This is a genomic window from Parabacteroides sp. PH5-46 (assembly GCF_029892785.1).
GTDB lineage: Bacteria > Bacteroidota > Bacteroidia > Bacteroidales > Tannerellaceae > DFXE01.
Genome location: NZ_JARXXA010000002.1, coordinates 50,909 through 73,581 on the forward strand (window position 1 = coordinate 50,909; position 22,673 = coordinate 73,581).

General features: G+C 46.1%; 16 protein-coding genes. 5 read left to right on the top strand and 11 right to left on the bottom strand.

Annotation, left to right across the window (positions count from 1 at the left end):
* Positions 1–33 precede the first annotated feature (33 nt).
* The 4 genes from M2470_RS02115 to pdxS form a co-directional block, all read right to left on the bottom strand.
* Entirely contained in the window at positions 34–5,082 is a 5,049-nt protein-coding gene (locus tag M2470_RS02115) for a DUF4132 domain-containing protein (protein WP_280743618.1), read from the bottom strand.
* A 17-nt stretch (positions 5,083–5,099) separates the two neighbouring features.
* Positions 5,100–5,519, bottom strand: coding sequence for a hypothetical protein (locus M2470_RS02120; protein WP_280743617.1), 420 nt, complete (start codon positions 5,517–5,519; stop codon positions 5,100–5,102).
* Between the two features lie 68 nt (positions 5,520–5,587).
* Positions 5,588–6,163 (bottom strand): pentapeptide repeat-containing protein, encoded by a 576-nt coding sequence (locus M2470_RS02125; RefSeq protein ID WP_280743616.1) that lies wholly within the window; start codon positions 6,161–6,163, stop codon positions 5,588–5,590.
* Between the two features lie 46 nt (positions 6,164–6,209).
* Positions 6,210–7,085, bottom strand: coding sequence for a pyridoxal 5'-phosphate synthase lyase subunit PdxS (pdxS, locus tag M2470_RS02130; RefSeq protein ID WP_280743667.1), 876 nt, complete (start codon positions 7,083–7,085; stop codon positions 6,210–6,212).
* 102 nt (positions 7,086–7,187) lie between these two features.
* Between pdxS and M2470_RS02135 the strand changes: the two genes are divergently transcribed.
* Positions 7,188–8,603, top strand: a complete 1,416-nt coding sequence (locus M2470_RS02135) for a PLP-dependent aminotransferase family protein (RefSeq protein WP_280743615.1) — start codon at positions 7,188–7,190, stop codon at positions 8,601–8,603.
* On the opposite strand, the gene M2470_RS02140 is transcribed toward M2470_RS02135, so the two are convergent.
* Positions 8,598–9,566 (bottom strand): helix-turn-helix domain-containing protein, encoded by a 969-nt coding sequence (locus M2470_RS02140; protein ID WP_280743614.1) that lies wholly within the window; start codon positions 9,564–9,566, stop codon positions 8,598–8,600. The two genes, M2470_RS02135 and M2470_RS02140, sit on opposite strands and share 6 nt — an antisense overlap.
* Before the next feature lie 220 nt (positions 9,567–9,786).
* On the opposite strand from M2470_RS02140, the gene M2470_RS02145 reads away from it, so the two are divergent.
* A complete protein-coding gene (locus M2470_RS02145) occupies positions 9,787–10,011 on the top strand; it encodes a winged helix-turn-helix domain-containing protein (protein ID WP_280743613.1) in 225 nt (74 codons plus the stop codon).
* Positions 10,012–10,089: 78 nt separating this feature from the next.
* Here M2470_RS02145 and M2470_RS02150 read toward each other — a convergent pair whose 3' ends face one another.
* A complete protein-coding gene (locus tag M2470_RS02150; RefSeq protein ID WP_280743612.1) occupies positions 10,090–11,460 on the bottom strand; it encodes an FAD/NAD(P)-binding oxidoreductase in 1,371 nt (456 codons plus the stop codon).
* A 171-nt stretch (positions 11,461–11,631) separates the two neighbouring features.
* On the opposite strand from M2470_RS02150, the gene M2470_RS02155 reads away from it, so the two are divergent.
* The 3 genes from M2470_RS02155 to M2470_RS02165 all read left to right on the top strand — a co-directional run bounded on the left by M2470_RS02155 (position 11,632) and on the right by M2470_RS02165 (position 14,416).
* Positions 11,632–12,390 (top strand): LytTR family DNA-binding domain-containing protein, encoded by a 759-nt coding sequence (locus M2470_RS02155; RefSeq protein WP_280743611.1) that lies wholly within the window; start codon positions 11,632–11,634, stop codon positions 12,388–12,390.
* Positions 12,387–13,397, top strand: coding sequence for a histidine kinase (locus M2470_RS02160; protein ID WP_348524170.1), 1,011 nt, complete (start codon positions 12,387–12,389; stop codon positions 13,395–13,397). The genes M2470_RS02155 and M2470_RS02160 overlap by 4 nt, the downstream gene beginning before the upstream one ends.
* 116 nt (positions 13,398–13,513) lie before the next feature.
* Positions 13,514–14,416: a DUF6268 family outer membrane beta-barrel protein gene (locus tag M2470_RS02165; protein WP_280743610.1), complete on the top strand. Its 903-nt coding sequence runs from the start codon at positions 13,514–13,516 to the stop codon at positions 14,414–14,416.
* 91 nt (positions 14,417–14,507) lie between these two features.
* Here M2470_RS02165 and M2470_RS02170 read toward each other — a convergent pair whose 3' ends face one another.
* The 5 genes from M2470_RS02170 to M2470_RS02190 form a co-directional block, all read right to left on the bottom strand.
* Positions 14,508–16,052: a M20/M25/M40 family metallo-hydrolase gene (locus M2470_RS02170; protein WP_280743609.1), complete on the bottom strand. Its 1,545-nt coding sequence runs from the start codon at positions 16,050–16,052 to the stop codon at positions 14,508–14,510.
* 63 nt (positions 16,053–16,115) lie between these two features.
* A complete protein-coding gene (locus tag M2470_RS02175) occupies positions 16,116–16,922 on the bottom strand; it encodes an acyl-ACP--UDP-N-acetylglucosamine O-acyltransferase (protein ID WP_280743608.1) in 807 nt (268 codons plus the stop codon).
* 29 nt (positions 16,923–16,951) lie between these two features.
* Complete coding sequence (locus M2470_RS02180) at positions 16,952–18,316, bottom strand: TolC family protein (RefSeq protein ID WP_280743607.1); 1,365 nt, start codon at positions 18,314–18,316, stop codon at positions 16,952–16,954.
* Positions 18,317–18,330: 14 nt separating this feature from the next.
* Complete coding sequence (locus M2470_RS02185; RefSeq protein WP_280743606.1) at positions 18,331–21,504, bottom strand: efflux RND transporter permease subunit; 3,174 nt, start codon at positions 21,502–21,504, stop codon at positions 18,331–18,333.
* A gap of 21 nt (positions 21,505–21,525) precedes the next feature.
* Positions 21,526–22,644, bottom strand: a complete 1,119-nt coding sequence (locus M2470_RS02190) for an efflux RND transporter periplasmic adaptor subunit (protein ID WP_280743605.1) — start codon at positions 22,642–22,644, stop codon at positions 21,526–21,528.
* Positions 22,645–22,673 lie beyond the last annotated feature (29 nt).

Genomic DNA, 22,673 nt, shown 5'->3' on the forward strand with positions numbered 1-22,673 from the left:
AAGAAAATAGCTGGTGAGCTATTCAAACCTCTGTCACTTCTTCTTTTTTATCTGATCCAATATAAAGGGATCCTTTATCTTCTGGTCTTCTGCAAAAAGGATGATCTTTGAGAGAATCTCGGCTGTCTTGGGATCTTCGTCCACAAAGGGGAGGAAGAGGCGTCCGCGATGTTGCGAATGGACGGGCAAGACTGCGATGGCCGAGCCTGCCTCCTGGTGGATTACACCACTTCCCAGGTGGATGTTATAGTTACCCAAGGTGCCGGTAATAAAGGCGAAGTTCTTTTCGAAGCGTACGTTTGTCAGCTTGAAGAGCGGCATCGTAAATTCAACAATGGCTCGTCGCATTTCAATAGTAGAATGGCTGGCTTCCGGATCCACACCTCCCACGTGGGCTACACTAACGGCCAGGTCTACATCACGCATGACTTCCGAAAAGAGTATGTCGGGGATTTTTTCAATCGGGATCTGCTTATAGGTTTTTCGGTCGTGGAAGGCCACCCATTCCAGTGTGGGAGCTTCGGCATCGGCGGGGCTGAACCAGTCGGCCAGGGCATAAATACTGGCTACAATGTTCTCCTTATAATAGATCTTTTGCAATCCTTCCTCGTAATTGGCTACCCAGCGGCGGCTTTTCAGTACGGCAACGGTTTTCTGCGGCTGTATCTGGTGGCCGGCATAGCGGAGTGAATGCGTCATCGGACGTTCTTCTTCTGTCTTTACGTACAACTCACGGAAAACTTGTTTGAACGGTTGGCGTATCTTGTTATCAAAGAGATAACGTTGATAATTCGCCCAAACATCCTGTTTATACAAGTCGAAGGGATGCGCGATCCGTACTTCTGTCGTGGGCTTCTGAGCCTGTGTTTCCCCATCGGCTGTGACGAGTGACTTGTCGTGATAAAAACCGGCTTCTCCTTTTTTATTGACAAAGATGAGGTGTTTCAGCAGCGGCCAGACCACCGGGTTTTGCGTCAGTTCTTCCAGTTCTTTGATCAGGAAGAATGTTTCATCCTCCATGGATTGCTCCAGCATCAGGCGGGAACGAGAGTATTGGTCTTTCAGCTTTTTATGGACATCTTTCAACTCGGCGATGTAAGCATCTTTCTTCAGTTTGGCGGGAGCGCTATTCAGTTCCTTGCCTGCTTTGACGTAATGAATAGACGACTTTCCTTCTTCGTCAATGCTCACGTACACTTCCACACCCTCTATTTCCTTGGGTGTAAAGTACCCTTGCATTTCTTTAATCAAGGCTGTCTCCATGCTCCACGTAAGGCGGGTAACATCACTGTATCCGGCGTTACGGGCCAGGTTTTGCATGCCGATATTTACTGCTTTCTTTTCGCTCTCCTGACGTTGCGCACCAAAGGTTTTGCTTTCTTTCAGGAACTGTTGCAGATACTGGTAACGTTCTAGCAAATCGGCATTGCTTTTCTTATTCAAGGGGATCAGGCAATACGCCATCAGGAGGTCTTTATTTCTTTTGTCAGCAATCTGTTTTTTTGTTTCTTTTGGCTCCAGTTTGCCGTTTACGGCATCTGCGTATTTGCGGGCACGGGTATGTCCGGTGCCGGAAGAAATATACTTCGCTGCATCATATACTACGTCAAAGCGCTTTTCGCCGATTTCATTGTAGGCCTCTTTAAACCAGTTGATGTCGAAAGCTCCGGCTTTCAGGTCTTCTACGTCAATGGGAGTAAAGCGGGCAATGATGGCTTTCTTTCGGTCGTCGCACCACTCGTTCAGGTGGGCATGGAAGTAATATCCGGCGCTGTATAAGCCTTGCCAGCCGATGCATGCTTCCACCATCTCCAGCCATTGAGGAGCATACATTCCGGCCTCTACCAAGCGCTCTTCTTTGATTCCTGAACCTTCCAGTTCTTTCGCCAGTGTTTCCACTGTATCTGTTTCGGCAAGGAAGCAGCAACGCAAGAGTTTGCTCAATACTTCCTTCTTGGTATACTTGGAATTGTAGTAATAGTCTGATCTTCCAAAGGTGTCTTTTCCAAAGGCTTTTAGTATGGCAATCAGGATATGTGCTCCTTCAATCCGTTCCAGCTTCATAGCCAGTTTGGATACTTCGGTAGCAGAGTCTCCCCGCTTCAGTTCAATGTCTAGTATGCGGGTAGTAACTTTCTGCATGATTTCTTTCAAGCCGGAAAAGTCCGCATCTTCTTTAATGTTTAGTTTCTTCAGTCTCCAGGGAGCCAGCTTGCCGGTAAAGAATGTAGAGGCATTACTGATTTCGTCTTCTGCCTTGATCCGCACCATCAACTCTCTGATTACTTCCGTCTCCGGAATCAAACCCTCCATGTAGGCTTTGCTGAAGTCGAAGATAGAGAGATGCGAATCCGGGAACGAGGCGATTATTTCGGTATCCAGGTAGTCGGCTTTTTGATAGTAGAGGTAGCACAGTGTGAAATACTCGTTGAAATACTTTTCGGCAACATCCCCTTTGGGCGGATTCCCGAACCAGAATGAAATAGTCGAATGCTGATATATAAATAGCGTACGATTTTCTCCCTCTTTATGCCAGTAATCTTTGTAGAGATACGTTACCCGTGCATTTTGCTTGTCCATGTATGGAAGGAAGGCAAGAAGGATATTCCGGGATACTTTACGAACATACGCTTCATCCCAGTATTCATGAGCTAACAAAGGAATCAGGCGTTTTATAATATCTGCATAAGGCAATTTGCTTATTTTCTCTTTTAAGCCTTTCAGGTCGAAGCCATAAAACTTACGTATTTCGGGAAGAAACTTCTCATCCATTGTTTCATATACACTGTTGGGAAAATCATTTTCTCCCCAGTTGGTAGAACTGGCAAAGTATAGTTGGAGCATTTGCTCGAAGCTGTCGATTTCCTGCGTATAGAATTCCCTCCAAAGATCTGCCAGTGGGTAACGATTCAACTCGTTTGGTTCGTCTTCTTCTTTCTTTATTTCCAGCAGGTTGTTGCCCAATAGGAACTGATAGCCGTAATTGCCGGTAAATTCCTCTTGAGCATGCTCTGCTATCAGCTTACTTAGCTTTTCAAAGATGGCGAATGGGTCGGCTTTTGCTTTCCCTCCCAGTAATTTTTTAAAGAAAGAACCTTCCTGAAAGAGGTTGAAGGTTTGGTTTATCTCAAAGTCGGCATCCGCTTCCGGAAGGGCTAACGATATCTTTTCATCGGGATCGAATAAGCCGAAACCATTGGCGCGATTATAGATCGTTGTTTCTTCTTTTGAAGCGCTCAGCTGCTCAATCAGTACTTGTTCCTTTGTGGAAGGTTTAGCGATTGCCTGTACATGTACTAAGCTCTGTTTGTATGTTTTCTCGTATGCTTTGTCTGTGCGGATATTTAGCAGGATATCCATCCCGGCCATTCTTTTTTCTGCTACAGAATCGGTTATTAAGCGTTCAAGGGTGGCTGTTAGTTGCGCGGGCTTTTGCTTCAATAGTAACTTTATGGCATTTTGTCGTAAATCGCCAGCTTTGAAACGAAGGAGATCTTCAATCATCCGGTATTGTTCTTCGTTGAGGTCCATTTTCTCCAAGACGGCATAGGCTTCACTCCTTGGATATTCGGCGCGATCTCCCAAGGCTTTTGTTAGTGTTTCTATCTGAATAGGAGTGGATGGCTTCTGCAATGTCTCACGGATAAGATTCCGGCGCGTATAACTGGACATCTGGTTGAAGTAGAGGCAAACATCGTCGAGCAGTTTTAAATTGTCGGAGATGTAAACCAGAAGAGCCATTTTGTCTACTACTTCCTGCTTTGTTAGTTCGGCACTATACCAGGGGAAAATGAAAGGAGAAAACGTTTGCTTCTCTTTTACATTTGCCAGTAATTCTTTCAGCAATCCGTAATGTTTCTCGGCTTCCTCCTGTGATGCAAAGTAATCTGAAAAGTCTGCTTTTTTTACATAGTAGCTACTCAGGGTTGCTCCTTCCAGGTAACTGTCTAAGTAGGCCGCTACGATAGAAAGATCTTCCCTGTATAATTCAAGCGCTTGTTTGGCCAGTCCGCGTTGAAGCCAGTCCGATTGAGTAGCCCTCAGGTAATAGAACATCACCTGAATCTTGTGCCTGATTCCCTCTTGCAGGAGAGATGATCCCATTGCTTGCACGTCTTCTACCCGGTAAAAGCCTTTGATCCATAGCCCCAGATAAACCTCTATTGTATCCTGACTGTTCAGGCAGGCCTCTGCAAAGGAAGGATCACTTAACACTTTGTCGATCAAATCGACCTGTTTCTGGCTGATCCGGTCGGCATCTGTTTCATTCACCAGTCCGGTCCAGGTTCCGATTGCCCGTTTAATGGACGAAAAGCGTTGCAGGTTGTTGTCTTTTACAATGCGGAACAGATAGATAAAGGCCTCTGTTGTTCCGCTATCCATCGTTTCTGCTATGGACTGCCGAAGCCCTTCCTGAAGTTTGGCTGCCAGCAATAATTTGCCTTCCAACTCGTATAATTCCGTATTCCGGCTCATAACGATTCCTTGCAACAGATTGTATGTTACAATTCCCGAATGGTTGTTTTCGCTGCAAAGGATGTCCTTGATTTGTTCGATGACGGCTGTATTCCCCTCGTCGATTTCAACGCTCAGCAAGCCGGAGTAATCGATATCCTGAATGAAGGTTCTTTCTTCTTCCGTTTCCCCTCCTTTAAGTATCGTTTCCATCGAAAGCCCGGAGGCTACAATAGCAAAGAAAAACCGTAAGCTGTCAAGCGCCTTCTGGTAATGATAACCCACGCTCTCGCTACGAACAGGGCGGCGATAGTAGCTCCTTGTATACGGAAAAGCTATTTGTTTCTTCAATAATGAGACGTATTTTCCGGCGAAATCTTTCCCCAGCATATAATTCAAGACATCCCTTCTTTTCCCTTCAAACATTTCTTCCGTGCGGGTTATTTTCCCTTTTTTGATTAAATCGTGGAAAAAGTAGTCAGCCGTTAAATCATTTTCTTCCATTCTTTTGATAAGCATTTCGAAAAGACGGATTCCTTCTGAGGTTAGTGTACTTTTCCCTTGCTTCTTTTGCAACAGATAGTCTTCGACCATCCCGTTGGATTCTTTTTTCCAGAATATTGCCATTTGTTTTTTGTTTTTTGTTACCACATGCGTCCCGCCAAAAAGGTTAGCCGGATAAAGGTCAGTTCGTCATTCTCTTTTAATTGGATAGGTTGAGCTAAGGTTTCCAGCTCCGTGTCTCCTACAAACACGCGGAAGATCCCGTCTTCAAAAGCCTGCAAGGCATTGATAACCGCTTCTGATCCCTTGGCCTCTTTCCCGTTGTAGTTCACATCGAAACCAATCTTCCCTACTTCCGCTTTCTCCTGAATTTGTTCTTGGGAGATGTACTTCAGGAGCTCGCTCTCCGCCAAACGGTTATTAAAGGCTTCTACCTGTTGCAATACAACAGCCGCAATCAATTCAGATGTAGTAGCAGGCACAGGGTTCAGCTCGATGGGCTTTTTCTCTATTACTTGTTTTCTCTTTCCTATTTGTTTGACATTGATTAATATAAGCATACTTCTCTTTCTTTGTTAGCTTTTACAAATAAAAGAAATAATAAAAAGAAAACAAAGAAATGCAGGCATTAATGCTCTATTACAATATCGTATTTGTGTAGAAGGCCGGGGAGTCCGGAAAGGGAGAATCTGGCTTTTTTTATCTTGTTACTTTCAGGGTCTATGGAGTAATTGAAAGAGGTTCTGAAGTCTGCTTTTTCAAGTGTCGTGTAATTGAAGACGGCTTGCATCAGGTCGCAATTATCAAAGATAGCCTGACTTAAGTCGCACTCCGTAAAGTCCGTTTCATGCATCTGTGAATTTCTGAAAAGGGTTTTCTTTATCTTTCTCGCGTGGAAAGATGAGTGGTTGAGCTGGCAATTATCAAACGAGAAAGAGAGCCCGAAATCATTACACATATCAAAACGAAGTCCCAGCATCTTGCAGCTGATGAACCTAACATCCCTTATAGCCGTCTTATCGAGCTTTACCAAACTTAAGTTGCAGTTATTGAACTCACAGTCGATGAAGCCGAATCCGGAAAGATCCTGGTTGGAGAAGTCGCAGTTGTTGAAGATGCAATTCTCGTAGTTTCCTTTAGTTGGTGCGTGTTCGATGAAATCACTGCTATTGTACGTTTCGTCTTGTATATATGCCTGGCTCATTTCTCGTTTGTTTTTTATTATCAGGCAAAAATACGTTTATTTTTGTTCAGACGCCCCTTTCTGCCATTAATAACTGAATCTCGCTTTCGTTGATTCCTACCATGGCTTCTCCGAGATCGGCAGAGATTTCGGCCAGGATTTTAGGATCGTTGAAGTTGGCTACTGCCTGAACGATGGCTTGGGCTCTTTTTACCGGATTTCCCGACTTAAAGATGCCGGAACCAACAAATACACCTTCGGCACCCAGCTGCATCATCAATGCCGCATCAGCAGGAGTAGCTACTCCTCCGGCGGCGAAGTTTACAACCGGTAGCTTTCCGTTTTCACGAACGCTTTTCAATAGCTCGTAAGACACTTGTAGCTCTTTTGCGGCATAATATAACTCGTCTTCTTTCATACTTTGTACCTGTTTGATCTCGGAGTTCATCGTCCGCATGTGCTTTACTGCTTGGATGATATCGCCGGTTCCTGCTTCCCCTTTTGTCCGGATCATAGACGCTCCTTCTGCAATCCGGCGAAGGGCTTCGCCTAAGTTTCTGGCTCCGCAAACGAAAGGTGTCTTAAACGTGTTTTTATTCACATGGTATTTATCATCGGCCGGAGAAAGCACTTCGCTTTCATCGATATAATCAATTCCTAAAGCCTCCAGAATCTGGGCTTCCACGAAATGACCGATACGGACTTTTGCCATCACCGGAATGCTGACAGCCTCCTGTATTCCTTTGATCATCTTGGGATCGCTCATGCGGGAAACGCCTCCTGCTACTCGTATGTCGGCGGGTATTCTTTCCAGTGCCATTACGGCAGCTGCGCCGGTCTCTTCTGCTATACGCGCTTGTTCGGGAGTTGATACATCCATGATAACTCCGCCTTTCAATGTCTGGGCTAAATCTTTATTGGACCCATGCTTTTCATTACTCATTCTTTCTTGCATAATGCTGCTGTTTATTGTTTGACGGGGGCAAAAGTATGGCATAATTGGACTATATTTGTGAGCCAGTTTGAATAAATACAAATAGTCCAGATGTTGAGGCCTTGGTTAATTCAGTTAGCAGTAGATAAGCGTATTCCGAAGCCAATCTATATCCAGATTGCCGACGAAATCATTACGTATATAAAGAACGGGACATTGAAAGCAGGAGAGACCTTGCCCGGTACCCGGCAGATAGCTTCGTCCTTGAATGTCAACCGCAATACGGTAGTACAGGCATTCGACCTCCTGCTATCGGAAGGTTGGTTGTCTACCTCCGAGCGGAAAGGGAGCTATGTGTCGGATCAGTTGCCTTCCGTTATGCCCTCCGGGAAAAGCAATGATATAAGCCCTTTGCACGTATTGGATACCTCCCGAAACGATCTGATCTTCTTTGATGATGGCTTGCCCGATACAACATGTGCCCCTATAGACGAACTAGCCAGGTCGTACCGTCGGATATTCGCTCAAAAGGCAAAATGGCAGATGATGAATGTAGCCAGCGAGTTTGGCGATATCCGCTTCAGGGAAGCTATCTCTATGATGTTGAATTACAACAGAAGTATGAACACTTCAGCCAAACATATCTGTATTACCCGAGGTAGCCAGATGGCCTTTTACCTGACGGCACAATGCCTCCTGAAAAAGAATGATGTTGTACTGATCGAAAACCCCGGATTTAAACCGGCCTGGAAAACCTACCTTCATGCCGGGGCAAGGCTAATTCCTATTGGTGTAGACGACGAAGGTATCCGGACAGACGAAGTAGAAGAGGCTTTGACAAAATACAATGTAAAAGCAATCCATATCACGCCCCACCATCAGTATCCTACAACTGTTACACTGAGTCTGGCGCGGCGGCTTAAACTGATTGAATTGTCTAATAAGTATCAGTTTACGATTATCGAGGATGATTATGATAACGAATACCATTTCGGCCAGCGACCGGTCATGCCTGTTTCTGCCCATGAAGAGATCCATAACTATGTGTATGTGGGGACTCTTAGTAAGTTGATTGCTCCTGCTATTCGTATCGGCTACATTTATAGTTCAATCGATTTTATCGGGAAAGTCGGGCGTTTGCGGAAGATTGTTGATGTGCAAGGCGACAGTATCATGGAGCAAGCCATCCTCGAACTGATAAACGAAGGTGATATCCGCCGGCATAAAAAACGGATGGTAAGCCATTATCTGGAGAAAAGAGACTTCTTTGATTCCCTTCTGAATTACTACCTGAAAGATAAAGTCACCTATAAAAAACCTGACGGAGGCCTGGCCTTCTGGATTCAGCCGGTAGAGAAGCGGGATCTTCAAAAGGTGAATGAGTTGAGCCAGTTAAAACGTGTAGGCTTCCACACCCCCGACCGGTTCAGCTTTGGCGAGCCTGTACCGGGCATTCGCCTGGGATATGCATCCCTCTCCAGAGAAAACCTGGAAAAAGGCATACAAGTATTGTCCAGGTATTTATAAGTTGTCAACGATGGCGCGTTGCTGATCGAAAAAAAGTATCCTTTCTCTTTCTCCTGTGCCGGAAATCAACGTAGAGCAACGTTTCAATGATTTTACCCAATTAGTCAGGTTATCAATAATAGCTTCTTGTTTGAACGTCATCATATAAAAGATAAAAGTAGATAACAAACCCATATTCATTCTTTCGGAATGCAGATAAGCATAGGTTACGTCTATGTGTATGTCGGAAATATATAATTCAAATTTGTTTTCTGTTTCCTGATATTTCCCATTGATTGCTAATTGCTCCAGGTCATCCAGAAATTGATTTAAATCTTCTTTTATACTTTTAATTTCGCTGTCTTCAATCAGGTGAATACTTTTGAAATAATGAATGTCATTTACCAATGTATTCATGATTTTACGATCCCATATATAGCATGTTTTTTTTATTTGTCTGAGTAATAAAAATAATTCATCTTTATGCTCCAATTGTGCTTTTGTTTCGCATATTTCTTTGAAGGGAGTATTTGCCTGACAAATCCTTTCGTGATAGTTACATTTAAGAATATAAAATTTGCTTAGCGTACTATAAGGTAAATAAAGGGTAAAAGGAATGCCTGATAGAGCTACCCCGAATTCAGAATAGGGTTCTTTTATCAGTTTTTGAAGATAATTTATCGAACTGATTATGTGTGACGAATTATTTTCCCTCATATAAGAATAATCCGGCAGATAAACGAGCATTCTGTTTTTTGTATTGGGTTGAGCATCCAGAAGTATCTGGTCAAGAGAGAGATTTAAAGCAGAAGCAAGTAATGCGGCTTCTTTTAAGGAGAACTGAACATCGCCTCTTAACCTTCGGTATGCTGTTTCTTTTTCTACGCAGAGAATGTTTGCAACAAAGTCTGCCAATTTTGTTTTTTTAGGGATTTTAGTCTTTAATACCTCTATAAAGGTATCATGAATATAAATTTCTTTCATAATATTTCCTTTTACATTAATATTGAACGAAATAGGTCTGGAGCTATTCTCTTAACACAACAAACGTGTCGGATTTTCAAGTTTTTTTCTTTCTGGCTGTAAAAATATAAAAAAAGACACAAAATACAATATTATAAGGCGGAAAAAGTCATGGATGATTAATCAATAAAATGTAAATTTGTAATGAAAGAAGCGTCATAATAATTTAATCGACTATGCTATGATAAAAAACGAAATCGGTTTAAGTGCCGGCGACCTTTACTCATTACTGTCTCAGAAAGGCAGTTTGTCCTTACGGAAGATTGGAGAGCTCACTCGAAATAAAGAGTCTGTTATTTACCTTACAATAGGGTGGTTATTAAGAGAGAATAAAATTAGTGTTATCGAGCAAAATGGGGAATGGGTTTTTGAGTTAAAAGAAAGTCTGAGCAATATATATTATTGAGATACACGTATAATATATCCCTGCATTTTGTCGTATAAACAAGAGAGGTTGTCTGTGAAGACAACCTCTCAATATTTTTTAGGAGCGGCCTCTTAACATGCCATGGAAGAACAAGGGCTTCAATATGTAAACTTTCAAAAGCCAGGCCAGTCTGGATTCTTTCGACATATCCATCATACTGAATGGGAAAGAGCTCAAACGCTCTTTTTTGTAGTCAAACTCACACATCAATACATGCCCGTAATCTGTTACGATAGGGCAGGCAGCATAACCATTATACTTCTCAACAGGTTCTTTGCCTTCCATTAATGAAATCAGGTTTTTTGCGGCTAAGGGAACCTGCATACGGATTGCCGCAGATGTTTTACTGGTAGGTAAGTCGGAACAGTCTCCCAGTGAAATGATATTGGCGTAGTTTTTATGAACAAAGGTTTCCTTGTCTACCATCACCCAGTTTTCGTTGGCAAACTTTCCTTCCGTCCATCCCAGGCCTGCTTCACGAATAAAATCCGGGGCAGACATTGGTGGCAGAAAGTGCATAAAATCGTATGACTCCGTAAATGGAGTGGCTATTTTTTCTTCTCCTATTGTCTCTATTTTTTCAAAGTGGGCCACTTTGCTTGCTGTATCTATTCCTTTCAGTTTTACATTCAGGTTGATAGGGATTTCCCGTTCTCCATATATTTCTAACAGACGAGGGGTGAAATATGGCACATCATAAAGCTCTTTAGAGGCTGTATAGAAGTTTAACGAGATATTGTCGCGTGCTTTTTGTTTCCGCGCGTAATGCTCAGTAAGTAGGCATATTTTTTTGGGGGCTCCGCCGCATTTGTGCTTGGTGTGCGTGTCGGTATAAAGCCCTTTTCCACCTGTTTTGGCAAATTCCTGAATGGCTTTCCAGGTTTTTTGTGCCCCTTCAAAGTCATACATACAGTGGGCATTTCCTTCTCCTAAGCTGTTATAGCTGATACCTTCCACTCTGTCCCAGTTTAATTGCAGGCCGGGAGTAAGTACAAGGAAGTCATATCCAATCTCTCCGCTCTTGGCAGTTGCTACTTTGTTTTTGATCGGGTCAACGGCTACTACGCTATCTTTCACCCATTTTACTCCTTTGGGTATAAACGATTCCTGTTTTTTCCATACGTCTTCGGGATCATACACGCCTGATGCAATCAGGGTAAAACCCGGTTGGTAATACTGGCGGTCGCTCGGGTCGATTAATGTAATATCCGGTTCTTTCAACCATTTATTCAGCCTTGCTGCCATGCTCATTCCGGCAGCTCCGCCTCCTATTATAACGATTTTTCCTTGTGCCTTGCTTGAAAACGCGTTAGCCTCTTGTGTACCGAGTAAAGATAATAATCCTATTGAAGTAGCAAAACGTAAAAACTCTCTTCTGTTAAAGTCCGGTTCTACTATGTTCTTCAATCTCTCATTTGTATTTTTCATCTGTCTGTTTTTTTAAAAGAATTACAAATCTACAAAAAAATATACAAAGCTGGGGATTCTTTAAAAAACATATTTCATCCCGTATATTCTGAAGTTTATCAGGAAAAGGACTTCTTTGGTGTCTTTTGTGGATGATTATCTATATTTTTATCGCCAGATTATTTACAGAGCATGAAATACCTGATTGTAGAAGACGAACGCTTCGCTTACGAAGAGATGAAGCGAATGATGGAAGTAATACGCCCGGCCTATCAACTGACCGGCTGGACGGAGACGGTTGAGCAAACGGTTCTCTACCTGAAGCAGCACACAGTAGACCTGATCCTGATGGATATCCGCCTGGCAGATGGTAGCTGTTTCGAGATCTTTGAGCAGATACAACTGACTACTCCTGTTATCTTTACAACAGCTTACGATGAATACGCCATCCGGGCGTTTAAAGTAAATAGTATAGACTACCTGCTGAAACCTATCGAAGAAGCGGACTTACAATCCGCCTTGCAGAAGTTTGAACAGAACCGGGCTACATCGCCCTCCGCCTTAGCCTACCGCAAACTGGAAGAGGCGGTAATGGGGCATCACAAAAGGAATCGTTTCCTGATTCAGAAAGGAGATGCCTACTACTATGTGGAGACATCGGATATAGCCTTTTTTTACAGCGAAGAGAAAGTTGTATTTCTGCATACCTTTTCCGATAAGCGGTATATTGTAGATTATACCCTGGAGCAGCTCGAGCAGGCCTTGGATGAAAAGGTGTTTTTCCGGGTCTCCCGGAACTGTATCGCGAATATTAAGTCGATCCGGAAGATCGCCAAGTATTTTAACAGCCGCTTGAAGTTATACTTTCAGCCGGAATGCCCGCACGAGGTGTTAGTCAGCCGCCTCCGGGTTTCTGACTTTCTGAAATGGATAGACGGGGGACTTGAATGAATAATGAGGAATGTGGAATGAAGGATAGGAGGCATATATTTCTTTTTGTGTTGATTATTGCGATTTTGTTATTTGGCGGTCTATATATGTATCGCTCTTGGGATAAGGAATATACGCAAGCTAGCTTTCTTATGCATTACCTGATAAATCTTCCGGCTTGTGTTATAGTGGGGGTGGCTGACTTCCTGATCATAAACTCCGTTTATAAACGAATCAGGTGGAAGGATAATGCTGTCCGGATTCTGACGGATTTGCTTCTCACTGCTTTATTTGCTGTGTTGTTTGCCCTTGTGACCAACTACCTTATCTCGCCTTCCCGCCTGCATGATTACTTTGTGAAGCACGCGCTTCTACTGGTGTTTTGGAATAGTATTATCGTTTTATTGATCGAGATTTTCTTTTATAACCAATGGCAGATCGAGGCTGAAAGACGGCTGTCTGACGCTGAGAAGGAGAAGATACGCTATCAGTACGAAACCCTGAAAGCCCAGATCAACCCGCATTTCCTGTTCAATAGCCTGAATGTCCTTTCTTCCTTGGCCTATCAGGATGCGGAGAAGACCAATCTTTTTGCCAAGAAGATGTCGGGCGTATATCGTTATTTGTTACTGACCAATGATCGCCCGCTTGTTAGCTTGCGGGAAGAGTTGGCCTTCTTGGAATCGTATGTCTTTCTGGAACAGATCAGGTTTGAGGATGCCTTGTTTGTCGAGGTAGCAGACAGTAGCGCCCATCTGAACCGGATGCTGATACCCGTCAGCCTGCAACTGCTTGTAGAGAATGCCATCAAGCATAATGTCACAACAGCTGCCAACCCTCTCACCATCCGGATCCATATCACAGACGAGGGGATACTTGTCTCCAACAACCTTCAGCTAAGGAGCTCCGTAGACAGGGGAGGTGTTGGCTTGAAGAACCTGCAAAAGCAATATGCCTTACACGATAAAAGCCTTGAAGTAACCCGAACCGACACCGATTTCATCGTGAAGCTACCCTTTATCTCCTGACTTTTTATCCGCCGGAATGTTAAGTTCGGCCAGGCCATTCTGCAGTTCGTCGGTAAGTCGTTTTATATCCGGGCAGAGCGGCTTTCCTTTGTGGAAAAATCAATACATCTGCAAGAATGAAACTGTCTTTTTCGATTGCGATCCAGTTATTTATATTGTTATCTGTCGATTGCTTTTCCCAGGGTTATCTGAAGTCTGACTATCTGTTTTCCTCTTCCCTGAAGAATGAAGAAGGGGAGACCTTCGGCTCGGGAGGCCTATTGAAGCTCTCGGGGAGGTACACCTTGCCCCTCTCGGTCAAACAAAACAACAAAGGGCAGGTATCGGCCTGGTCGGCTACGCTTAGCGCTTCGTACGGTATCTTTACCAAGGAAGGCATCCCCCAAGAGCTGAGCTTCGATAAAATCGTGAATCTCAACCTGAGTATCGCCCACATCCGCCCGCTGTCCGAGAAATGGTATCTGATTGCTTCCTTAGGCGGAGGCATCTATTCCGCGCCGGACGCGATTACCTCCAAGAGCCTACTGGCTAATGGCGGAGCTATATTTGTATATAAGCTAAGAAAGGGCCTGGACCTGGGGGTAGGTCTGGGGCTGACCAACTCGTATGGCATCCCGCTTATCATGCCAATGTCATACATCAAGTGGCAACTGACAGGCAAATACGAAATAAAAGCCGATATCGCCAGCGGTATGGAGATATCAGCCTCTATGCAGTTTAGCGATCAATTCAAACTAAAATTAGTTGCTATGGAGATGGACGGTATGTCGTCTGTTTTCGAGCGGAAAGGCAAATCCATGATCTATGCTACTACCATGATGAAGTCGTACCTCACACCAGAGTTTAAGCTAAACCAATCCACTACTCTTTTTGCCGGGATAGGAGGCGTTTGGATGCGCTCCGTAAGGCTCTCCCGGAGAACCTTCAAGGGCTTTTTAGACAACTTCAAAGATAACGAGTTGGACATGGAATTTGCCCCGGCCACTTATTTAACCATTGGCTTTCGTGCCGGATTCTAATGGCATTTTTTTTACTGGGTCACAACTGTCGACCACCTGGGTCACAGCTGTGACCCAGTAAAACGATTGCCTGTTCAGGGATACAACTACCTTATTCCTGATAAGCACCTTCGCGGGAAAGTTGGTGGTTGAGGTTGGCAATTCCTAAAGCTGTGATAGCTATACAAGTAGCTGTGTGCTCCTGATATTCGGGTACATTCTTGGTGTATAAATCCCGTTCGGTATGCCAGATCTCGCCGTAATTGAAATTGTAGCCTTTGAAGTCGTCGGTCATAAAGTTGAAGATAGGAACGCCTTTTACGGCAAATACCGAACCATCGTGGCTGGAGGGCGCTTTCGGACGCGGATTGGGCTTTTCCTGTTTCTTTACTTCAAAGGGATAATCGGGGCGTATCCTTTTGATCGGCTCGCATACCTTCACGAAGTCATCGTACATGGCCGGAGGCACAGTAATACCTACCGGAGGCAGTGGCCCGCCGTCGCGATTGAAGAGGTTGGCTATCTTCGGCAGTATCTTGGCATGCGTCTTGGCAAAGGCTTTGGCACCCAGCAAGCCGAACTCTTCGGCAGCAAAAGCTACGAACAAAATCGTCCGTTTGGGCTTTGCGCCCGACAGGGCAATCATACGGGCAGCCTCCATCATGGGAGCAATGCCTGTGGCGCAGTCTACACCGCCTGTCGCTACGTCGAAGGCGTCTAAGTGTCCGCTTACGATTACGTATTCATCGGGGTATTGGCTGCCTTTGATAGAGGCAACAACATTATGGAATTTCACCGGGCCGATGCGGAAATGGTTCCGTATGTCAAATTCCAGCAGGAACTCCCGGCGCTCGTCTACCATTTGTTTGATCACTTTAAACTGATGCTCATCCAGTTTGATGTCCGGTTTGTCGGGTAGGTTGTCGAAGTTCATTTCTCCGTTATCTATCATCTTGCGGTCGTATAGTCCGCGAAGGGGAACGGGAGAAGACTGGATAAAGCCAAGCACTCCGGCTTCGCACATTTCTTTGTAGAAGAGAGCCGGAAACTCTCTGTAGGGCAGCATTTCATTCTTTTCGCCACTCCAGTTGCGGCGCATCCGGTCGCGGTTTTCTTTGGCGGTTTCATCGTTCTCGGCCTTTATGGCTGTGCGGATGGAATCGGCCTGCTTTGTCCGGTCGATAGGGAAGCCGTCGCTCTGTCCGGAAATCAGTATCCAGGCGCCTTTCATGGCAGCCTTCATGCGTTTGAATTCGTCTTGTGTTTTGGGTTCGGGCAGAACGTGTCCGCGTTGCAGGCCTTTTGTTCCGGAGGTAAACGATGGCGTTATGAAATGGAGGGTCATCCCATTATCATTCAGCATACGTCCAAACCAAGGGCCACGATTAAAGCCTACCGGAACACTTCCGGCTTCTTCCAGCTTTACATCCAGCCCCCAGCTTTTCATTTCGCGAACCATCCATTCCTGGGCGTTTTCAAAGGCATTGGATCCTACCAACCTGCCGCCAAAGCGATTGGTCAGGATGTCGAGATGCTGCATGGTTCGGTTGTCGGTCTGGCCTGTTTCAATAATTTTGTTGATAGCCTTTTCTTGTGCGGGTAGTGGGAGTAATCCAAGGCACAGATACGTTGCGAGGGATAGAAATAGTTTATTCATAATTGCGCTATATTTAATAACTGCAAAGTAAATAATATTTCAATGCAACTTATGCCAATACGATTACTTTTTTACACTTCCGCCTTCCTCTTCTATCTCTTCTTTGCCCACGATACCTTTCTCTTTTACCTGATTCATGAAACGGATGATTTCATCGATTTCTTCTTTCCCCGGCGATTGTTTCTTTACTTTCTCCAAGGCATAAAACAGGCTGTAGTTTCCATAGATCAAACGGTAAGCAAAGAGTATCTGCTTGATGGCGCTTTCGGAGAAGTTATTCCCACGGAGGATGGTTGTATTAATGCCCAGCCATTCACCGGGAGTACCACCTACCCGTACATACGGAGGGACATGCTTATAGATCACACTGCCTGCCGATAGAAACGACCATTTACCTACCTTGCAGTACTTGTTCAATACCGTAGAGGCGCCCAGATAGGCATGATCGTCTATCTGGCAGTTGGGCGTGATCTTTGAGTTGAAAGCAAGGACACATTCGTTGCCTACCTCTACGTCGTGTGCCAGGTGAACTCCCTCCATCAGGTAGTTTTTATGCCCTACGGAGGTAGTGTGGCCGGGATTGATACTCCGGTTGATTACTACGTTTTCGCGGATGGTATTACCGTTGCCTATAACTACTTTGCTATCCCTTTTGTCCTCCCGGGAAAACTCTTGCGGAAGGGCGCCGATCACGCAGCCCTCAAAGATTTTATTATCGTTTCCGATCGTTGTACCCTCCTGTATGGACACAAAGGAGCGAATCTCGCAATTATCACCAATCACTACCCCTTTGTCGATATTCACAAAAGGATGAATTACCACGTTTTCACCGATCACGGCTTCCGGATGTATAAAAATTAACTTATCCATGTTACTCTTTTTTCTTCATTCTACGTTCTTCATTCTTCATTTCCCCCGCCCAATGCATGATACAGATTAATAGCACCTTGTATCTCATCGAATTGGTCGGCAATGACGGTTAGTTGGGCTTGCAGAAGTGTCTCTTGGGCTGTCAGGACTTCCAGATAGGTGGAGCTTCCGTGCTTCATCAGCAGTTGAGTGCTCTTGACGGCGGTTTCAAGAGAGGCTATTTGCTTCTGGTCTATCTCGATTCGCTGGCGGGCGGTCTGCCATTGAACGAGGGCATTGTTTACTTCGCTGCCGGCATTGAGCAGGCTTTGCTGGAAATTAAGCTGGGCGGCCTCCTGCTGCGCCTTGGCTGTTTTCAGGCGCGATATGTTTATCCCCTTGTTGAATAGCGGCTGTGTCAACGAGCCTATGGCTGTCCATAAGAACTTGCCGGGATTGATGATCATCGAGCCGGCTTCATTCGTCCAACCGGCTGTTCCGCTCAGGGTGATAGACGGATAAAAGGCAGCGCGAGCCTCGTTGGTAGAGTAGAACATCTGGACAAGCGTCAGCTCGGCACTCTTAACGTCCGGACGGTTGGAGAGGAGCTCAAGCGGGACACCTACCGTCAGCTCCTCCGGGAGCTTCTGAGTGTCGAGGCTTCCCCGCCGGATATCCTGCGGCATTTCTCCCAGGAGGATAGACAGACTATTCTCTACCTCATTGATCTGGCGTCTGAGCGTCAGGAGCGAGGCGTCGATCGAATGGCTGTTTGCTTCGGTTTGGGCGACCGATGCTTCCGTCATCATGCCGGCTTCTTTCATTGCCTTGGTAGTCCGTACGTTCTCTTTCCATTTGGCGGCTGTTGCCTCGGAGATCTCCAACTGGCTATCTAGCATCAGGAGGGTGTAGTAGAGGTTCGCTATGGTTGAAATCAACTGAGTTTGTACGGCCTGCTGATATACTTCGCTTTGCTCATAGGCGGCTTTAGCCCGTCGCTTGGCATTGTGGAGCTTGCCGAAGACGTCGAGCTCCCAACTGGCGGCTACCGGAACCTGGTACGTCTTGTTTGTCTTCCCGCCATCGAAGCTGCTCAGTACGCCCTGAGGCGAAAGGAACAAAGAGGGGAAGAAGGCTAATCTCGCCGATTGCAGGGAAGCCTCTGCCTGCTCCACTTGCAGACGCGCCACCTTCAAGTCGGTATTGTTGTTGAGGCCTTTCTCTATCAGATCTTGCAATAGCGGATCGGTAAAGAAGCCTCGCCAATGGATATTGGCAATATTTCCGGTGTCGGATACTTGCTCGGCGACTCCAAACAAGCCATCCGTCTGCACGTCAGGGCGCCTATAGGAGTTGTAAATGCCACAGCTACTCAACAGAGTAGCCAGGCTTATGAGGATAATCATCTTGTTCATAACTGTTCGTTGTATTATAGTTTGGTTGCATTGTACTGATCGATCTCCGTGCTGATCATATGATCGTCTAGTTCCTTCAGTTTGGGAGGAGAAACCTTCTCTTGCAGGTACTGGAAGACGATAAACAAGGTAGGCACGAGGAAAAGCAAGGCTAAAGTACCCACCAACATACCTCCGACAGTCCCTACGCCCAGTGAGATATTCCCCTGCGCACCTACACCCGTGGCAAAGACCAGCGGAAGCAGCCCGAAGATCATCGTAAGAGCCGTCATCAGGATCGGACGCAAGCGGACAGTAGCTGCCGAGAGTGCCGACTGGATCAAGCTCATGCCGCAGCGTCGACGCTCCGTGGCATACTCCGTCAGCAGAATGGCGGTTTTAGACAAAAGACCGATCAGCATGATTAGCCCCGTCTGTAGGTAGATGTTATTCTCCAGTCCCATCAGCTTGGCAAAGAGGAAGCTACCGGCAAGTCCGCAAGGGATAGATAAGATTACGGCCAATGGAATCAATACGCTTTCATACAAGCCGCACAAGATGAGGTAAATAAGCAGAACGCATATCCCGAAGACGATGATCGTACCCGTATTGTCCCCCGTCTCCTCACGGGTGATACCTCCATAGTCGTAGCCGTAGCCCACAGGCAGAGTCGCGGAGGCTACTTCTGCAATGGCCTGGATCGCCTCGCCAGTACTGTAACCATCAGCAGGCATGCCGTTCACGGCAATACTGTTGAACATGTTGAAACGACTGACCGATTCAGATCCGTATACCTTCGTGAGTGTCACAAACTGACCCACCGGAGCCATCTCCGAGCCACTACGAACGAATATATTGTTCAATGATTCGGTATCTAAGCGGTACTCCGGCGATGCCTGCACCAATACGCGGTACATCTTCGTGAAGCGATTGAAGTTAGAGGCATACAATCCGCCATAGTAACCGGAGATCGCGCTCAATACATCGCTCGGAGAGACTCCCATGCGCTTACACTTCACAGCATCTACGTCTACCAGGTACTGCGGATAGTTGATATTAAAGGACGTATAAGCCGCACCAATCTCCGGACGCTCCCTGAGCTTGGCTATAAACTCCTGGCTGATGTTATAGAAGGTACCCAGCTCACTTCCTTTCTTGTCTTGCAGATATAGCTCGATACCATTACTCTGTCCGTAGCCCGTAATCATAGGCGGCGCGAAGGCAAAGATCTGCGCATCCTTTATGTCGGCAGTCTCCGCGTACAAACGGCCTATCAGAGCATTTACGTGGTCTTCCTTATCGGGGCGGTCATCCCAATGTTTGAGCTTAACGATAAACATCCCGTGAGACGTTCCATCTCCCGATATCATTCCGGAGCCCGACACCTTGGCATACGTCTGTACCTGAGGGAAATTCTGCAGCCTGTACTCAATCTTGCCCATTACTTCTTTGGTTTCTCGAAGGGTACTACCCGGTGCGGTGCTTACATCTACAAAGAAAACACCGGTGTCTTCCTGCGGGACGAGTCCCGTTTTGGTCGTTTTCATCAAAACAAGGAGAAGAGCCGAGGCTCCAACCAGTATGACTCCTACCAGCCATTTGTGTCGGATGAATACCATCACCCCATTTTTATAGCGATGTTGTATCTTTTCAAAGGCCGCTTCAAAGGCTATGTGGAAACGTTGGGAGAACGACTTCTTCTCTTCGCCGTCGGCATGGGGCCGCATGATCAATGCGCAGAGCGCCGGACTCAGTGTGAGGGCATTCACGCAGGAAATACCTATTGCCACAGCCATCGTGAGCCCAAACTGGGTATAGAACGTACCCGAAGTACCCGTCATGAAGGATACAGGAATGAATACTGCCATGAAAACCAAGGTGCACGAGATAATCGCAGCCGTTATTTCACCCATAGCATCGACGGTTGCAAGGTAAGGCGACTTATATCCGGCATCGAACTTGGCCTGTACGGCCTCCACCACCACAATCGCATCGTCTACCACCGTACCAATGCAAAGAATAAGAGCAAAGAGCGTCAGCAAATTAATACTAAATCCCATCACGATGAGGCAGGCGAATGTTCCCACCAGCGATACAATGATAGAGATAGAGGGAATGATCGTAGCCCGAAAACTCTGCAAGAACACATACACGATAAGGATGACCAGCAAAATAGCCTCCAACAAGGTCTTAATAACCTCTGCGATGGATGCATCCAGGAAGTCTTTAGAACTCATCAGGTGCGATATGGCCACCCCCTTGGGCAGATCCTTCTCGATAGAGGCCAAATAATTGTCTATATTCGTAATCACATCATTCGCATTGGAACCTGCCACCTGAAAAATCATTGCCGAGGCCCCCGGATGCCCGTTCGTCTGCCCTTCAATGGTATAGGATAAGGCTCCCAGTTCTACGGTTGCTATGTCCTTCAGGCGAAGTATTTCTCCGTTAGGCAGCGAGCGGATCACGATATCCCCAAATTCTTCCGGATGTTCCAGCCGTCCTTTGTATTTCATTACATATTGGAAGGTCTGCGAGGAGTTCTCGCCCAGTGTACCTGTGGGCGACTCGATATTCTGCTCACCCAGCGCCATTGCTACGTCAGCAGGGACTAGCTTGTACTGAGCCATTACATCCGGCTTCAGCCAGATTCGCATACTGTAGTCCGATCCCAGTATCACCACTTCGCCTACTCCTTGTATGCGGAGTATCTCGGGCTGTATGTTTATCTTCAGATAATTGGCCAGGAAGGTCTGGTCGTAGGTGTCGTCGGGACTGTAGAGAGAGAATATCTTCAGGATACTGTTCTGCCGCTTGATGGTAGTCACACCGATCTGCGTTACTTCGCCCGGCAGCAATCCGGTAGCCTTCGATACCCGGTTCTGAACATTCACAGCAGCCATGTCGGGGTCTGTCCCCTGCCTGAAATAGATATAAATCGTAGCCGCTCCGTCATTCGTAGCTTCGGAGGTCATGTACGTCATATTTTCTACACCGTTAATAGACTCCTCCAGCGGTACGATCACGCTCTTTTGAACCGTCTCGGCATTCGCTCCGGTGTAAGACGCACGTACCATAACAGTAGGAGGGGCAATGTCGGGATACTGCTCAACGGGCAATACCTTCAGTGCCACAAAACCTACCAGCAAGATAATAACGGAGATGACCATCGACAGAATCGGACGGTCTATAAATGTTTTTATTGTCATGTTTCTGAATATGTTGGGTTCCTAGTTCCTGTTTTGATTCTTAATAGCCACCGGTGTACCTTCGCGCAAGAGGCCTACACCCTCGGCTACGATCACTTCGCCCGGCGCAAGGCCTTCTTCAATGATGTATTCCCGCCCGTCGTTGATGCCGAAGGTGCGCACCATCTTGGATACTGCCACGCCGTTTTCCACCAGGTAGACATACTTCTTGTCTTGCACCTCGAAAGTAGCTGTCTGCGGAATAATAATGCAGTCGCTCTTCTCGTAAGGGAAGATTATATTGGCAGAGCCTCCGCTGTGGAGTATCTTTTCCCTATTAGGGAAGGTAGCCCGAAGACTGATAGCGCCTGTTGTCTGGTCGATAATTCCGCTGATAGCATCTATCTTTCCCTTTAGGGGATAAAGGCTATCATCACTGAGTAACAATTCCACCTCCGGCATGGCAGACACGATCTCGTGTAATGAACCATCCTGGCGCGAGAGGGCAAGGATTTGCTTCTCGGTCATAGAAAAGTAAGCATAGATCTCCGAATTATCCGAAATGGTAGTCAGCGGAGTAACAATGCTGGGGCTTACCAAGGCTCCCACACGGTAAGGGATCATCCCGGCAATACCGTCCGACGGACTTTTCACCACCGTATAGGAAAGATCGTTCCGTGCATTTACCTCCTGTGCTTTGGCAAGAGCCAGATAGGCCAGTTGGCTTTGATAGGCATTGGCAGCCGTTTGCATCTCGAAGGAGGAAACCACCTGCTGGTTGAACAGCTCCTGCTTGCTTTCGGCTGTCAGACGAGCCGTAGCAGCATTCGCCTCTGCCACTTTTACATTGGCAATGGCTATTTCGAGTGCCGCCTGATACGGTATCTGGTCGATAATGAACAAGGGTTCGCCTTTGCGTACCGCTGCTCCTTCCTTTACACATACTTCGGTAATCGTACCGGATACCTGCGGACGTATTTCTACGTCTTGTTTCCCTCTGAGAGAGGCGGAGTAATGGCTCGTTAGCCTCTTGTCAGACAAGGATACTGTCAATACTTCATACTCGTTTATCCTGACTTCTTCCTTCGTTTGCCTACAGGCAGTGATAACCATCAGGCAGAGCCCGCACACGCATAACTTATGTACTAATTCTTTCATCATTTTCATTTCAATATTTACTAAAAGCGCCG